The sequence below is a fragment of the Halomonas qinghailakensis genome (assembly GCF_025820815.1).
Classification (GTDB): Bacteria; Pseudomonadota; Gammaproteobacteria; order Pseudomonadales; family Halomonadaceae; genus Vreelandella; species Vreelandella qaidamensis.
Genome location: NZ_CP096973.1, coordinates 3,750,909 through 3,767,056 on the forward strand (window position 1 = coordinate 3,750,909; position 16,148 = coordinate 3,767,056).

Annotated in this window: 11 protein-coding genes and 1 rRNA gene; 4 read left to right on the plus strand and 8 right to left on the minus strand. The window is 49.3% G+C overall.

From position 1 onward, the window contains the following. Window positions 1–4: 4 nt before the first annotated feature. The 3 genes from M0220_RS17125 to msrP form a co-directional block, all read right to left on the minus strand. Window positions 5–1,538: ribosomal RNA gene (locus tag M0220_RS17125) — 16S ribosomal RNA — on the minus strand. Window positions 1,539–1,880: 342 nt separating this feature from the next. Then, window positions 1,881–2,480, minus strand: a complete 600-nt coding sequence (locus M0220_RS17130) for a protein-methionine-sulfoxide reductase heme-binding subunit MsrQ (RefSeq protein ID WP_264018318.1) — start codon at window positions 2,478–2,480, stop codon at window positions 1,881–1,883. A gap of 141 nt (window positions 2,481–2,621) precedes the next feature. Continuing rightward, the gene (gene msrP / locus M0220_RS17135) at window positions 2,622–3,590 is read right to left on the minus strand and encodes a protein-methionine-sulfoxide reductase catalytic subunit MsrP (protein WP_264018319.1); all 969 of its coding nucleotides are present in this window, start codon (window positions 3,588–3,590) and stop codon (window positions 2,622–2,624) included. 474 nt (window positions 3,591–4,064) lie between these two features. Here msrP and M0220_RS17140 point away from each other — a divergent pair, with 474 nt between their 5' ends. Further along, on the plus strand, window positions 4,065–5,045 hold the full coding sequence (locus M0220_RS17140; protein WP_030069483.1) for a cytochrome-c peroxidase: 981 nt from the start codon (window positions 4,065–4,067) through the stop codon (window positions 5,043–5,045). 73 nt (window positions 5,046–5,118) lie between these two features. Here M0220_RS17140 and M0220_RS17145 read toward each other — a convergent pair whose 3' ends face one another. From M0220_RS17145 to M0220_RS17165, 5 genes are all read right to left on the minus strand, one after another. Next, window positions 5,119–6,111 (minus strand): adenosine deaminase, encoded by a 993-nt coding sequence (locus M0220_RS17145; RefSeq protein ID WP_264018320.1) that lies wholly within the window; start codon window positions 6,109–6,111, stop codon window positions 5,119–5,121. A gap of 15 nt (window positions 6,112–6,126) precedes the next feature. Next, the gene (gene cydC, locus M0220_RS17150) at window positions 6,127–7,854 is read right to left on the minus strand and encodes a thiol reductant ABC exporter subunit CydC (RefSeq protein ID WP_264018321.1); all 1,728 of its coding nucleotides are present in this window, start codon (window positions 7,852–7,854) and stop codon (window positions 6,127–6,129) included. After that, window positions 7,851–9,530, minus strand: a complete 1,680-nt coding sequence (cydD, locus tag M0220_RS17155) for a thiol reductant ABC exporter subunit CydD (RefSeq protein WP_264019243.1) — start codon at window positions 9,528–9,530, stop codon at window positions 7,851–7,853. The genes cydC and cydD overlap by 4 nt, the downstream gene beginning before the upstream one ends. Before the next feature lie 178 nt (window positions 9,531–9,708). Then, a complete protein-coding gene (locus M0220_RS17160; RefSeq protein ID WP_030069474.1) occupies window positions 9,709–11,124 on the minus strand; it encodes a cytochrome ubiquinol oxidase subunit I in 1,416 nt (471 codons plus the stop codon). A 218-nt stretch (window positions 11,125–11,342) separates the two neighbouring features. Beyond that, window positions 11,343–12,317: a calcium/sodium antiporter gene (locus tag M0220_RS17165; protein ID WP_264018322.1), complete on the minus strand. Its 975-nt coding sequence runs from the start codon at window positions 12,315–12,317 to the stop codon at window positions 11,343–11,345. Window positions 12,318–12,533: 216 nt separating this feature from the next. Between M0220_RS17165 and M0220_RS17170 the strand changes: the two genes are divergently transcribed. From M0220_RS17170 to M0220_RS17180, 3 genes are read left to right on the plus strand one after another with little or no spacing between them, the layout of a single operon-like run. Further along, on the plus strand, window positions 12,534–13,865 hold the full coding sequence (locus M0220_RS17170) for a paraquat-inducible protein A (protein WP_035536125.1): 1,332 nt from the start codon (window positions 12,534–12,536) through the stop codon (window positions 13,863–13,865). Beyond that, entirely contained in the window at window positions 13,858–15,540 is a 1,683-nt protein-coding gene (gene pqiB / locus M0220_RS17175; RefSeq protein ID WP_264018323.1) for an intermembrane transport protein PqiB, read from the plus strand. The genes M0220_RS17170 and pqiB overlap by 8 nt, the downstream gene beginning before the upstream one ends. A 13-nt stretch (window positions 15,541–15,553) precedes the next feature. Further along, a complete protein-coding gene (locus M0220_RS17180) occupies window positions 15,554–16,141 on the plus strand; it encodes a PqiC family protein (protein ID WP_264018324.1) in 588 nt (195 codons plus the stop codon). Window positions 16,142–16,148: the final 7 nt, after the last annotated feature.

A 16,148-nucleotide genomic window follows, 5' to 3' on the forward strand; every position in this document is an offset into this window, starting at 1 on the left:
CGTTTAAGGAGGTGATCCAGCCGCAGGTTCCCCTACGGCTACCTTGTTACGACTTCACCCCAGTCATGAACCACACCGTGGTGATCGCCCTCTTGCGTTAGGCTAACCACTTCTGGTGCAGTCCACTCCCATGGTGTGACGGGCGGTGTGTACAAGGCCCGGGAACGTATTCACCGTGACATTCTGATTCACGATTACTAGCGATTCCGACTTCACGGAGTCGAGTTGCAGACTCCGATCCGGACTGAGACCGGCTTTTCGGGATTAGCTGACTCTCGCGAGCTCGCAACCCTTTGTACCGGCCATTGTAGCACGTGTGTAGCCCTACTCGTAAGGGCCATGATGACTTGACGTCGTCCCCACCTTCCTCCGGTTTGTCACCGGCAGTCTCCTTAGAGTTCCCGGCATTACCCGCTGGCAAATAAGGACAAGGGTTGCGCTCGTTACGGGACTTAACCCAACATTTCACAACACGAGCTGACGACAGCCATGCAGCACCTGTCTCTGCGTTCCCGAAGGCACCAAGTGATCTCTCACAAGTTCGCAGGATGTCAAGAGTAGGTAAGGTTCTTCGCGTTGCATCGAATTAAACCACATGCTCCACCGCTTGTGCGGGCCCCCGTCAATTCATTTGAGTTTTAACCTTGCGGCCGTACTCCCCAGGCGGTCGACTTATCGCGTTAACTTCGCCACAAAGTGCGCTAGGCACCCAACGGCTGGTCGACATCGTTTACGGCGTGGACTACCAGGGTATCTAATCCTGTTTGCTACCCACGCTTTCGCACCTCAGTGTCAGTGTCAGTCCAGAAGGCCGCCTTCGCCACTGGTATTCCTCCCGATCTCTACGCATTTCACCGCTACACCGGGAATTCTACCTTCCTCTCCTGCACTCTAGCTTGACAGTTCCGGATGCCGTTCCCAGGTTGAGCCCGGGGCTTTCACAACCGGCTTATCAAGCCACCTACGCGCGCTTTACGCCCAGTAATTCCGATTAACGCTTGCACCCTCCGTATTACCGCGGCTGCTGGCACGGAGTTAGCCGGTGCTTCTTCTGCGAGTGATGTCTTTCCTAATGGGGTATTAACCACTAGGCGTTCTTCCTCGCTGAAAGTGCTTTACAACCCGAAGGCCTTCTTCACACACGCGGCATGGCTGGATCAGGGTTCCCCCCATTGTCCAATATTCCCCACTGCTGCCTCCCGTAGGAGTTCGGGCCGTGTCTCAGTCCCGATGTGGCTGATCATCCTCTCAGACCAGCTACGGATCGTTGCCTTGGTGAGCCATTACCTCACCAACTAGCTAATCCGACATAGGCTCATCCGATAGCGGGAGCCGGAGCCCCCTTTCTCCCGTAGGACGTATGCGGTATTAGCCTGGGTTTCCCCAGGTTATCCCCCACTACCGGGTAGATTCCTATGCATTACTCACCCGTCCGCCGCTTGTCAGCATCTAGCAAGCTAGATCTGTTACCGCTCGACTTGCATGTGTTAGGCCTGCCGCCAGCGTTCAATCTGAGCCATGATCAAACTCTTCAGTTTAAAATCATTGTGATGCTTACTCGTCATCCGACAACATAATGTTGACGAACAACAAAAGCGCATCAAACTTGGCTCAAGGTTCAAACGAATTCATTTCAATTTACATTGTCATGACCGCTTGCCTTGATATTTGGTGATTTATCACCCTCATCGGCAAGCGCCCACATGAATTACCTGATCAAATTGTTAAAGAGCTATCGATTGGCGTCGCCGTTCGATGGATGCGTATCATACCGATATTTTTTTCTCGGTCAACCCCTTCTCGGATATTTTAAACACTATGCATTGTTTGTCGCAGTGTTAGGCATCATTCAAGCATTAGCAGCAGAAGCCGCTTGTTCATTACTGACGATGAATTAGAGCGTCAATCAGGCGAAAAACAACCAAAAACGCTAACACCGAACCGAAAACAAACGGCACCAAATAATCGGCACGAGTAAGCTCCCAAAAGTGGTATATACCCAGCCCAGCTGAGAGATAAATAAAGCGATGCAACCAGTGCCATGCCTTCCAACCCATGTGCTGTGGAAACCATTGAAATGATGTTACAGCCAACGGCACCAACAATAGCAACGCTAAAACGCCATATCTGACATAATGTAACGCCCATATATCATGCCAGATCCACTGCCAATCCCAGTATTGATCCCAGCCAAACCAAGTCAGCATATGCACCACCAGCCAAAAAAAAGCCCATAACCCTATTTGTCGCCGCGCTGCCATAACACCACGCCAACCGGTCAATCTGAACGCGGGACTGAACGCAATGGTAATAAGCAGCAAAACCAGGCCTGTTTTACCGGTAAAATGCACTGCTGCTTCGGCAGGGTTAGCTCCCAAACCGCCATTTACCCACAACCAAGCAAAGATGATTCCAGGCGCTATACCTATACAAAGGACAAAGTAGCGAAACAGTAAAACCTTAGATGAATCAAACAACATTAAGAAACCTTCCTCCCGCTACTTTAGGGCATGCTGTAGAGCGGCACGTTCAGCGCCTGCCGATAGAGCATTTCCCATAATCTTGCTGGCATGCCGTCACTGGTTGCGTATTAAAAAATTGCGGAGGTTCGCTTTTTTAAATCAGTAGTGTTTTTGAAGATCCATCCCAGTGTACAACTGGGCTACTTCATCAGCATAGCCATTAAACATTAGCGTTTCTCTGCGCCCACCTTCTCCAATGCGCCGTTCACGCGCCTGTGACCAGCGTGGATGGTCGACCTCTGGGTTTACATTGGCATAAAAACCGTACTCTTCAGGATTTTTAGCCACCCAAGATGGCGTCGGCTTTTCTTCAAGGGCTCGAATCGCCACTACTGACTTGATGCTTTTGAAACCATACTTCCAAGGCACCACCAAGCGCATAGGAGCCCCATTTTGATTGGGCATTTTTTCCCCATACATACCCACCGCGATCATGGTTAAGGGATGCATTGCCTCATCAATTCTTAACGCTTCACGGTAAGGCCAATCAATCATTGAGCGTCGCTGACCACGTAAGTTATCAGGGTCAAAAATGGATTCAAATTCAATGTAATTAGCGCGTGACGTCAACCCATAATGCGTTAGCAAGTCAGCAAGCGGAAAACCTAACCAAGGGATCACCATTGACCATGTTTCAACACAACGAAGGCGGTAAATTCTTTCTTCCAGCATATAGCGACGGAGTATGTCTTCTAAATAGACGCTAGCTGTATTTTCAAACTCGCCTTCAATGCTGACACGCCACGGGTCTGTTTGAAGCTTGTGACCGTACACTTCGGGATCACTTTTACGAACACCAAATTCGTAAAAATTATTGTAAGTCGTTGCATCATTGACTGAAGTTAGCGACTCACCCTCGGCAAAATCTTGATTACTAACGCCTTGCTGTATTTTATCTGCCAATGTTCGCCGCCATGCACTTGCCGTGTTGGGCATTAACATTCCTGGCGCAAAACTCATGACAGCACCAAATGCAGCACTGTGTTGAAGGAAACGACGGCGATTTTCAAAAACATGTTTGGGAGTGACTTCTGATTCCGCTATTTTTGGATACCTATATCCCTTCATACATAGCCTTCCGAGGTAATAAAGCTAAATTTTTCAAAAGCATCTAGTTGGCAAATAAATATATAAAATGTAGACCGACTCGAATAACAACTAACAACAGGACAAAATAGACTGATAGCCCTCATAAGCACTCTACCGGGGTTATGCCACATCTCAAGACTGTTCGTGAGGGTATAAAATGATCTATGACACAAATTCTTCTAGTGGATGAAAGGCTCCTCAACATTGAATTTCATATGCATCATACACCCAGAACCTTACTAAAATTTTCAGGTATTGCCCTTAGTTTTCATGACCATACTTAATGTAGACATTAAAATACAACCAGTATCTGATCTAGCTCAAGGTTTCCCTTTTTTGACCTGATCACTGGCTTGTTTTTTAACTGAAATTAATCCTTACTAAGGATTAAGGCTAGCTTAACTAGCCAAGCAACTCTCATTAGAGAGTGATTGAGGCAAGGGGGAGATCCATATGAAAAAAATACTACCCGTCGTAGTGGCCGCTGCCGCCATGGTTCCTATCGGCATGGCAACAGCAGATGACGACTTACAAAGCTACAAAGACCGTTTTGAAGCACTACCACACTTGCCGCCGATACCTGCAAATAACTCAATGACGCCCGAAAAAATTGAACTGGGCAATATGCTGTTTTTTGAGCCGCGCATTTCATCTAGTGGCGTCATCAGCTGCGCTACTTGCCATAACCCAGCATTAGGCTGGGCTGACCGTATTCCGCGCGCCACTGGTCATGACGGCCAAGTGGGTGAACGTAACACACCTACCGTACTAAACAGCGGCTTCTTAGGTTCACAATTCTGGGATGGCCGTGAGCCAGACCTAGAGGGTCAAGCATTAGGCCCCATCGAAGCCGACGTTGAAATGGCGATGGACCTTGAGACTGCGCTTGAGCGACTCACCGAATTCGATCTCTATCAGGAAAAATTTGAAGCGGCTTTCCCCAATGACGAAGAGCCGATCAATGCTGATAACTTGGCGCACTCTCTGGCTACATTTCAGCGCACACTAAACACACCAAACTCGCCTTTTGATCGTTACTTGCATGGCGATGCTGAAGCAATAAGCGACGAGGCCAAAGATGGCATGGTTGCTTTCGTTGATAATGGCTGCATCGCTTGTCACCGTGGACCGGCACTGACAGATAGCCAGTTCCATGCTATTCAGGTGCCTGGCTCTACCGACTTAGGCCGCTTTACTGTTACTGGCGAAGAAAGCGACAAATATCGTTTCAGAACGCCCACCTTACGTAATGTTGCGGTTACTTATCCCTACATGAATAACGGCGCTACTGAGACACTGGAAGAAGCTGTTACCATCATGGGACAAGAAATGCTTGGTCGTGAGTTTGATGAAACTACGGTTAATAACATCACTGCGTTTTTGCATACGCTTACCGGCGACATGCCCGATTTTGAAGTGCCAGCCCTTCCATAAACTGGCTGTTATAAACCTTCGCAATTAATCGTAGTGCCTTGAACCCGCCAAGAACTGGCGGGTTCAAGGTACATTAGGCGCTTTCAAGACGATGCATAAGCTCTTTGCGCCGCTGGTCGCTGGTAAAAGCTTCTTCGATAGCATTTCGATTCAGCAAACGGAAGACATCTGCATCCCAACCAAGTGCGTCTGCACAAGCAAGATGGTTAGCTAGCAGCCCGCCACCAAAGTAAGCTGGGTCATCAGAACTAATCGTTACCTTCAACCCCTTTTTAAGCAACTGCGGAAGAGGGTGATTTCGAAGATCATCAACCACTTTTAGACTGACATTAGAGAGTGGGCAAACCGTTAGTACTATTTGGCTCTCCCTTAGCCGCTCAACCACGATGTCGCTTTCAAGACAACGAACTCCATGGTCAATTCGCTGAACGTCAAGGATATCCAGCGCTTCGGCGATATAGTCAGCAGGCCCCTCCTCTCCTGCATGAGCAACCCGTACTAAGCCAATCTCTTTGGCCCGCTTGAAAAGCGCCTGGAACTTTGCCGGAGGGTTATCACGCTCTGCGCTGTCTAAACCAATAGCATCTATAAACTTCCAGTACGGCGCAGCGTTTTCCAGCACTCGAAGCGCTTCTTCAACAGGACGGTCACGCAAAAAAGCCATAATCATACCGACAGACAAATCAAGCGATGCCTCTGCCTCTTCCTTGGCACGAAGTAAGCCCGCCATCACAACCTCAAGGGGAATGCCACGCTGGAGGTGGGCCTGTGGATCAAAATGCATATCAATGTGCACTACCCCTTCCCCACGAGCACGTTGGAAATAATCTATCGCCAGGTCATAAAAATCCTGCTCCGTGCGCAGTACATTCATGCCTTGATAATAAAGATTCAAAAACCCCTGGAGGTCACTAAATTCATAGGCTGCTTTTGCCTCTTTAACCGTCGCATAAGGAAGCTCAATACCATTTCGCTTGGCAAGCTCAAACATTAGCTCAGGCTCAAGAGAGCCTTCGATGTGCAAATGGAGCTCTACCTTAGGGAGCTGGAGAAGAAATTCATGCATACGAGACTCCTAACATTAGGATAAATTATTTCCAATATTATCAAGAGTATCCGTATTTAACTTCCCCTCAGCAAGTCGCCAGTGATAGTTAACGCCGGGCAATAACGCTGGCTCCTCCACCTGGTGAACAAAATAGATCACTGTTCGGCCAATAAGCCAACGATCCAGGGAGTTAGCAATGTGCATGGCTGTTAATGCATCTACTCCAGCAAAGGGTTCGTCTAAAAGCACCACCGCTGGATCGCGCAATAAAACACGAGCCAGAGCCACTCTACGCGCCTGCCCCCCTGAAAGTTGCTGGCCTTTTTCGCCAACTTGGGTCTTAAGCTGCTTTGGCTGCTGCTTTGCCCAATCATCTAGTGCAACTTGAGAGAGAACTTCCCATAGCTGATCATCGCTTGCCTCTGGCTTTGCAATACGAAGATTTGCTGCTAACGAACCATCAAAAAGATCAACCTGCTGCGTGAGCAGCGTAAAATGTTTGGCGCGGCTTTCTACAGTAACGCCTGAAGGCGCACAGCTGGCAACGTAAACCTCTCCCTGTGAAGCCGATATTCTACCCATAATAAGGTTAGCCAACGTTGACTTGCCTGCTCCAGAGATACCCGTTATCACTGCTCGCTCTCCGGCTGGTAAGTGGAATGTAATATCAGACAGCACCGAGTAAGCTGTATCGGGATAACGAAAAGAAACATTATTAAACGCCACTGGATGCCCACGAGAAGCATCAGGCAAAGTCATCGACGGCAACTCACTCACTACAGTAGTTAGTGTATTTAATCGCCGAGCCGCCCCATAGCTGGCACCGGCTTTAAGAAAGGCATTAGGCAGCGAAGTAAAAACCTCATTGATGCCCAGTACTGCGATAACTGCCATAACAACGATGGGCCCTGCTACCTGACCAGCCGCCACGGTGAAGCTGCCTAGCCATAATACGCCAACTACCAACAAACCAGTTACCGCCAATACGAGCGCATTCCCGATGGCCGATTTATAGGCAAGCTGACGCTGATTACTAAGCGCTTGGTCTTCGTGTTGATTAACCCGCATACGATACCAATCGTTGGTCTGGTAGCTCATTAGCTCAGCCGAGGCTTGTACTTGATCAAGCACCAGACGGCGTAACTCGTCTTGATCATTAACCTGCTGATAGCTATTGCCAAAACCAAGCCACGCATAACCAAGCGTTACCACAAGCCATAGCACACTTAATACGGCGGCTATTAAACTGCCCAACAAAGGCAACCAAATAGCGATGAAGCCAGATATAACAAGTATGCTTAACAGACCAGCAACCGGTGGAATTAGCAAACGTAGATACAAGTTATCAAGCGTATCAATATCTGACGTCAAGCGACTTAGCCATTCACTGGCTCGGCGGCGCTTTAGAGCTGCTTCATCCAGTCGTGTTAAATCACTAAACACGCGGTAGCGCAAATCAGCTAACAATGTCAGTACAGTATTATGGTTATAAAGACGCTCCGCGTAACGCGCCACCGTTCGTAACAGTGCAAAAAAACGAATCCCCCCACCAGGAACATAAATATCCAAAGTAGCAGGCAAACCAGCCGCTAGCGCTATGCCGGCCAGCGCACAGGCGGTAATGAACCAACCCGACAGTCCTAATAAGGAAAGCCCTGCCAGCAGCGTTATCCACACCAATAACGCCCCAACAAAAAAACGCAGCCGGCGGCGCAATAATATCAGTAGCCACGGCTTTATATCGCGATAAAGTTGCTTCATACCGCCGCCTCAATAAGCTGACCTGCTTGGCAGATAAAATGGCGATTAGCAACGGCTACCACTGCAGGATGATGTGTTGCAATAACTAGCGTACGACCTTCCTTTGCCCAATCTAACAGCGCTTGAATGACAGCCTGCTCAGTAACAGCATCTAGGCTTGCCGTTGGCTCATCTAACAACACCAGCGGTGCTTCGCTAAGGTATACACGCGCCAATGTAAGGCGTTGCGCTTGACCACCAGACAGGCCAACACCACGCTCACCTACCTGGCTTTGTAGGCCATCAGGCAACTGTGACAACAGCTCACCCAGCCCCGCTCGTTGCAGTGCTCGGACCATTGACGCTTGATCCGCCCCAGGGGCGGCTAAGCGCAAGTTGTCGGCAAGGCTTCCCTGAATGATGCAAGGGGTTTGATCCAGCCAGGCGACTTGCCCACCATGGCGATAGCGGCATTCGCCGCTGCTGGGCATCATAAAACCAGCCATTAATGCTATAAGGGATGATTTACCGCTCCCCGACTCACCAGTGATCGCCACCACATCACCACGCCATATGGTGGCATCAAGAGCGGCCAATACCGTGGCACGCCCCTCATACCCGATGCCAGCTTGGCAAAGCTCAATGACTGCATCCTCAGCATGCGGCGGCGATGGGGCTGAAGGCACTATATCTTGTTCGTTAAGTACCGCTACTACACTTTCAGCTGCCCCTAATGCTGCCGCGCGATCATGATAATGTTGGGATAGCGTTCGTAAAGGCTGGAAAAACTCAGGTGCTAGCAGCAAAACGGCTAGCCCAGTAAAGAGGGTTAGAGAAGAAGATGGCCCATAGTCGATATAGCCTAACAGGCCAAAGCCGACATACATTGCTACAACAGCAATTGCTACGGATGCAAAAAACTCAAGCACTGCTGATGATAAAAACGCTAATCGCAGTGTGCGCATACTTAGTCGTCGATAATCATCAGTGGCATACCAAACCTCTTTTTGTGCTGATTTGGTATGGCCAAACAACTGGAGCGTCGTCATTCCCCTGACCCGATCTACAAAGTGGGCTGACAAACGCGAAACGGCCATGAATTGATCACGGTTCAAGCGTTCAGCGCCCATTCCCACCAACGCCATAAAAAGAGGAATAAGCGGCGCTGAAAGCAATAAAAAGAGGGCGACAAGATAGTCCAACCATCCAACAATGCAAAGAATCAGCAACGGTAATGCGACCACAATCCTCATCTGCGGATAAAAACGCGCGAAATAGCCGTCTAACGCTTCAATATGCTCTACCGCCTGAGTCGCTATCGCGCCACTCTGTTGGCGAGTAAGCCAAACTGGCCCAAGCGCCGCTACTTTATTTAACAACTCCTCCCGCGCATGCTGACGGATACGAAGACTTGCCTCTGCACTATTGGCTTCTTGCATTGCTTGAAATAGTGAGCGAAGCAGCACCACCGCCATCAACCCAAGGAAAAAAACGGTTAGCGATGCTGGCGAGCGGCCATGAATAACGAGCTGATCGACGAGCCACGCCAGCCCCACCACAAGTAGCACCGTATGACTACCCGCCAGTACCCCCCATATCGCTGCTAGCGTAAGTTTTTTTTGCTCATGCCGAGCGAGGGAATTCAACCATGAGCGCGAAGTTATCGGCATTACCTGATCTATATTAGATGTCACCATCACGTTAACGGCACTCCTCACTTATGGTCGCGCCTTGCCAAGAATGGATACACCTAAGACAAATACAACCACAGGAGAACGCCTATCAAACCAGACACACTTAGTCATCATGTTTTGCTTCCGTTTCAAATGGACGTGACAGGTATCATCATTAACGTTCGAGCAGACACTCCAATCGTTAACTCCTTGCCGGGTCAACATCCTCATCAAAAGGCGTATGCGCTGCGGAAAAGGGCCGCATCGGACGTTTGAAATTTTCTGACGTAGTTTCCCGCTTATCTTCAGGCAACATACCGTTGCGCACCACGCGTGTGAGGTAATAAATACCAGCGTAAAACACCACCGCATAGACCAGCACATAGCCGACCAACGTAAACAGCGCCATTGGCCCAGTAAGTGACGGCGTTAAACCTTCCGCATGAGTCATAATGCCGTATACCAACCAAGGCGCCCGTCCGGACTCAGTGACAACCCAACCTGCCAGCACTGCCACAAAAGGCATGGGTATCATGCAGACTAATGCTTTCAAGTAGGCCGAATGCTGATACACCCGTCCTTTACGCCGCATAAGTAAACCAACCAGCGCGGTGGCAATCATTAGCAACCCTATTCCCACCATCACACGAAATGCCCAGAACACGATAAGAACCGGTGGCTGCTCATTTGGTGCCACTTCTGTAATACCAGGAATCTCGCCTTCGGGTGAATGAGTAAGAATAATGCTGGCTAGATTTGGAATACCCAGTTCAAAGTGATTTTTTTGTGCTTCCTGATCAGGAATTGCAAACAACAGGAGGGGCACATTCGTTGAGGTTTCCCAATGGCCCTCCATTGCTGCAACTTTTGTTGGCTGATGCTCTAAGGTATTGAGGCCGTGAAAATCACCCACCACAGCCTGCGCCGGGGCGAGAAACAGTAGTAACCATAAACACATCGACAACGCTCGGCGGTTAGCCTCTAGATCGCGACCACGAAGCAAGAACCAAGCACTTACACCAGCCACCACAAAACCGCCGGTTAAAAATGATGCCATAGCCATATGGGCAAAACGGTAGGGGAAGGACGGATTAAAAATTGCCTGTAGCCATGAGGTCACATGAAAGCGGTTATCAATTAACTCCACCCCGGCTGGCGTGTGCATCCAGCTGTTTGCCGACAAAATCCAGAAAGAAGAAATAAAGGTGCCTACCGCTACCATAATGGCTGCAAATAAGTGGACGCCCTGAGGCACTTTACCGCGCCCAAATAACAGCACACCAAGAAAGGCCGCTTCTAAGAAGAAAGCTGTCACAACTTCATAGCTTAATACCGGACCTAGAAAGTTTGACGCCGCTTGCGAAAAGTTACTCCAGTTGGTGCCGAACTGAAACGACATGACAATGCCAGACACCACTCCCATGCCAAAGACAACCGCAAACACCTTTGTCCAGAACAGCGATAGACGATCCCAAGCAGGGTTATTGGTTTTGAAGAAAAGCCCATGGAGTAGCGCTATGTAAGAAGCTAGCCCAATGGTGAAAACTGGAAAGATCGCGTGAAATGATACTACGAAGGCAAACTGAATTCGTGATAGCACGAGGGGATCAAGTTCCATCACACTCTCCTAAGACCTGAATAAGTATCCCATTACTGGGTCACACAAGCTTAGTTGAGCATCGCTGGTGCTGCTTTTAAGTGCTAAACCTGATGACAGCGACACGGCTCCAAGCTTGGTCATTGAATGTGTTGCAAGTTGACGTTGTGACAAACGTTATACACCGCTAGTTCTTTTTACAGACTGTGTCGCATTGACGCAGTAAATTATCGGCGGGGCTAAGACATCACCACAATGCTGACTATATAGCCGGTATAAGCAATAAACATAGAGAACAGCATGCCGCCTTCAATACGGTTTATACGCCGTGGGCGACCGCGCCAAGAAAACGCGAAAAACACCATCATCAAGGTCATGAAGGTCATAACACTCCAATCGCGAATTAACACTTCACGCCCCACTTCAATTGGCGTGATGACGCCGGCAAGGCCTACCACTGCCAAGCTATTAAATAAATTAGAACCGACTACATTACCCAACACCATATCATGCTCTTTGCGCCGTAAAGCGCTAATAGAAGATGCAAGCTCTGGTAAGGATGTTCCTATTGCTACGACGGTTAAGCCAATAATTAAGTCACTAACCCCAAACGCTACCGCTATTTCGACCGCTCCCCACACTAAGATGCGCGAGCTTGCGATCAACAGTATCAACCCAATTAACGTCCACATAATCGCTTTGCCACGCGACATGGCCTTACTATCAAGCGCCTCTGCTACTTCACCGACTAGCGGATCATCTTGCTGTCCCCGTGAACGAACAATACTGACCCCAATAAAGAGCGCCAGCGCACCTAGCAATAAGATGGCTTCTCCGCGAGAAATCCAACCGTCATATAGCATATAACCTGTCAGCAGCATGACACCTATCAACAGTGGCATCTCCTTGCGGATCACGCCGGAATGCACCGCTAAAGGAGCAATCAACGCAACAAAACCTAAAACAAGGCCAATATTTGCGATATTTGAACCGTAGGCGTTACCTACCGCTAAACCAGGATTTCCTTGTATGGCCGCTAACACAGACACCATCATTTCGGGTGCAGAGGTGCCAAAACCAATCACCAGCATGCCAATTAACAAAGGCGATAGCCCTAACCATCGGGAGGTAGCTGCGGCGCCATCAATAAATTTTTCAGCGCTCCATACAAGCAGCACCAAACCCACGACCACAGCAAAAAAAGGCAGCAACATTATTTCATTTCCTTAATAACGTAATGTTAGGCACTATCATCAGGCACCATTGCCGAGGCATCCTTGTCTAACTGGTTGGTTAGGTCAAGTGCTGTTTTAATGGAGCGAAGACACTCCTCGATTTGACAGAAGTATCTGCCCACCGTACTACTTTGGGTTCCTCAACGTATTGAGAATTAGCTGTTGCCTCACTTTCAGTTTATCAAACGACCTTCTATGCGGGTAAACACACCACAGGTCGACCGCCACCCTCCAGAAGCACGCGTTCAGCGTAGACGTTTGCGCGCCTGTCATGAGTGTGACTGGGTTTCAGCACTTCCTCCGCTCGGCTCTGGAGAGAAAGCATCCTGTCCGCGATGCTCGCATGTGCTAGTAAAACGGCATCGCTATCCCGCTCAACGTAGTATGGCGCTCGCGCTTTCTTCCCTGATAGCACTATTTGTAGCCGTGTCATTTCCTTTTGTTAGTTTCAGTGTCAGCGGCATTGGTAATCGTATTGAGCTTTCACAGACGGCGACTACATTGATCGCTTTTCATCAGCCTATTGTCGCTATCGCTGTCATTATGACGATTGTGGTCCTTCCCGCGATTTATCTGATTGGCGTTATCTGGCTTCAGTTTGGTTTGCTTCGAGGCCATCCAATGCCGTTTAGCCGAGACATCGCCCGTTCACTCGCAAGGCTGAACCCATGGATGATGGCAGATGTTTTCATCGTTGGGGCACTGGTTAGTTTGATAAAAATAGCGGGTATGGCACAAATCGAGCTAGGCATCTCCTTCTGGGCGTTCAGCGTGTTTGCCATCCTCTTACTGTTAACGACACAATCCATTGATTCGGACTGGATGTGGTTTTCTTTAGAGAAAGAACCGCTCGCACCAGAAGGTACACGTACAGGTGAAACAGCGGCCAGCCAAGGGATAACCGGCTGTCCAACTTGCGGGCTAATTAATCGCCTTCCTGAGCATGGCAAAGGACGCTGTTTGCGTTGCCATGAAAGGCTCCACCCACGGCTCCCTCATAGTTTACAACGCACCTGGGCTCTTCTTTTTGCAGCCGCGGTGATGTATATACCCGCTAATGTATACCCTATTATGACCACCACCAGTTTAGGACACTCGTCACCGTCAACGATCATCGGTGGGGTCGTACAGCTTATGCAAATGGGTTCTTGGCCAGTGGCTGCTGTTATCTTTGTGGCAAGTGTTATCGTGCCGGTTGGCAAACTTGTCGCTTTAGTTTGGCTTTGTATGGTTATAAAACATAGCAACGAACTTAATGCGCAAAGTCGCACACGGCTTTATCGGCTCACTGAATTTATAGGCCGCTGGTCGATGGTTGACGTATTTGTAGTTGCCATATTGGTCGCCTTGATTCGCGCTGGCTCTCTAATGTCAATTACGCCAGGACCTGCAGCGCTCGCATTCGCTGCCGTTGTTGTACTGACAATGCTGGCTGCTATGACATTTGATCCGCGCTTAATTTGGGATACCCCACCTCCTCGCTCTACTCGCCGTAAAACGGCCACCAAGGAAACTGTTGATGGCTAATGATTCAACACCAAAGAAAGCTGATATTAACGACAACAACAATTTACACCGGGCAAAATCATCGCCCCAAACGCGGCTCTCGCCGATTTGGATTGTACCAATTGTTGCCGTTGTTATTGGGCTATGGCTTGTCTACGACAATTACGCAAGCCGGGGCACGCTCGTTACGCTAACAATGGAAAGTGCAGAAGGCATCGAAGCGGGCAGTACGCTTATTCGAAGCCGAAATGTCGAGATAGGCAGAGTTCAAAATGTTCGCTTATCTGATGACCTTTCCCACGCCGTCATGACCGCCCGTATCCAGCCAGAAGCAGAGGCAATGCTCAGAGAAGATAGCCGATTCTGGGTAGTGAAGCCGCGCATTGGCCGTGAAGGCATCAGCGGCTTGGGCACAGTATTATCTGGTGCTTATATTCAGCTAGAACCAGGACAATCCAATGAGCCTAAACGCGAATTTACGGTAAATGATACACCACCTGTTGCGCCAGCCGGGCAGGCAGGTTTGCAAATCAGCCTGGTCAGCCAGCTAGGTAACTCGCTTCGAATAGGCGACCCTGTTTCTTACCAAGGCTATACCGTTGGACGAGTAGAAGATACTCGGTTTGACGCCAACTCTCGTACCATGCACCACCAAGTATTTATCGAAGAACCTTACGGTCAGTTAGTAACAGATAGCACTCGATTTTGGACATCAAGCGGGGTTGATTTCCAGCTAGATGCCGACGGTGTTCGTGTCAACGTAGAATCCCTTGAAGCATTACTGGGAGGCGGCGTTACGTTTGGCGTGCCAGAAGATTTACCCATGGGGCAACCGGTAGAGCCTAATGCACGCTTTAATCTCTATGCGGATGAAAATACTGCCCGAGAAGGCACTTTTAACCGGTATCTTGAGTATGTGCTGTTGGTCGATGATACCGTTCGCGGCTTATCGAAAGGTGCTCCTGTCGAATTTCGCGGTGTAAGAATCGGCACGGTTGCGTCCGTACCTTGGAATTTTACCGCACCGCAGCCCGACTCGCGCTCTCAGTTTGCCATCCCAGTACTGATTCGAATTGAGCCTCAGCGATTGGGCATTGAGAATACTGATATCGATATCGAAGAGTGGGACTCACGTTTTAAGCGACTTTTTGGCTTGGGGCTCCGTGCCTCGCTCAAAAATGGCAGCTTATTGACAGGCGCACTTTTTGTTGACCTTAACTTTCAACGCGAACTGGCTGACGAATATGTCGCGGAAACATTTTCCGAGCGAACAGTGTTCCCCACGGTCGCTGGCGGCTTTGCACAGATCCAAGCGCAGGTAACCAGCCTGCTTGAGAAATTAAACGCGCTTGACGTTGAGCCACTGCTCACCGGCCTAGACCGAAACTTACAAGCATCTGAAAGCATGCTTATCGAAATACGCCAGGTCAGCACTTCCATCAACCAGCTGCTAAATGACCCAGATACTCAGGCAGTCGGCGGCAACGTTAATGCCACCCTTGAGGAACTGCGTAACACCTTACAAGGTGTTTCACCATCCTCTCCGGCTTACCAAGAATTAACCACCGCTATCCAACGGCTGGATCGCTTAATGCGCGACTTACAACCACTTACTCGCACATTAAATGAAAACCCAAGGGCGCTTTTATTCGATAACCTGGATACCCAAGACCCCGTGCCTCGCGCACCACGCTAAGAAGGAGCTTACTATGCGCAATAAGGTAATCCGTTATTTATCACTATTAGGCCTTTGCAGTCTGCTAAGTGCTTGCGCTAGTAGTGTCACACCACCCACTCGCTATATGCTACCCAGCGAAAACGCAGTAAGCTCGCCAAATCAATCGATTGGCACGCTTCAAGTGCGTTCACCACGTTTAGCCCACTATCTAGATGTGGACGGTATCGTCATTCAGCTTGATGATATTACCCTAAATGAAGCCCGCGAACACCAGTGGGCTGAAAGTATTGCTCGCCAATTAGAACGTGCATTACGTGCTCAACTATCCCAAGAGCTTACATCCGTTCAGATCGTTCATGCTGACGGCAATACGCCTGAAGCGCTCACACTGCTGCTTGAAGTTGACCAGTTTCAGGGGCGACACGACGGGCGAGCAGTCACCAGCGGCCAATGGCAGTTACGCAGTGCAGATAACAACCTACTTGCGCTAAAAAGCTTTTCTGCCGAAACCGAACTTCAGCAGGATGGTTACCCTGCCCTAGTGCGCTCGCTTGGCGAAAGCTGGGATAAGGTAGCACTGCAAATTGCCGAAGAGATTCGCAAAGGAAATTATTTTTAGATCTAGC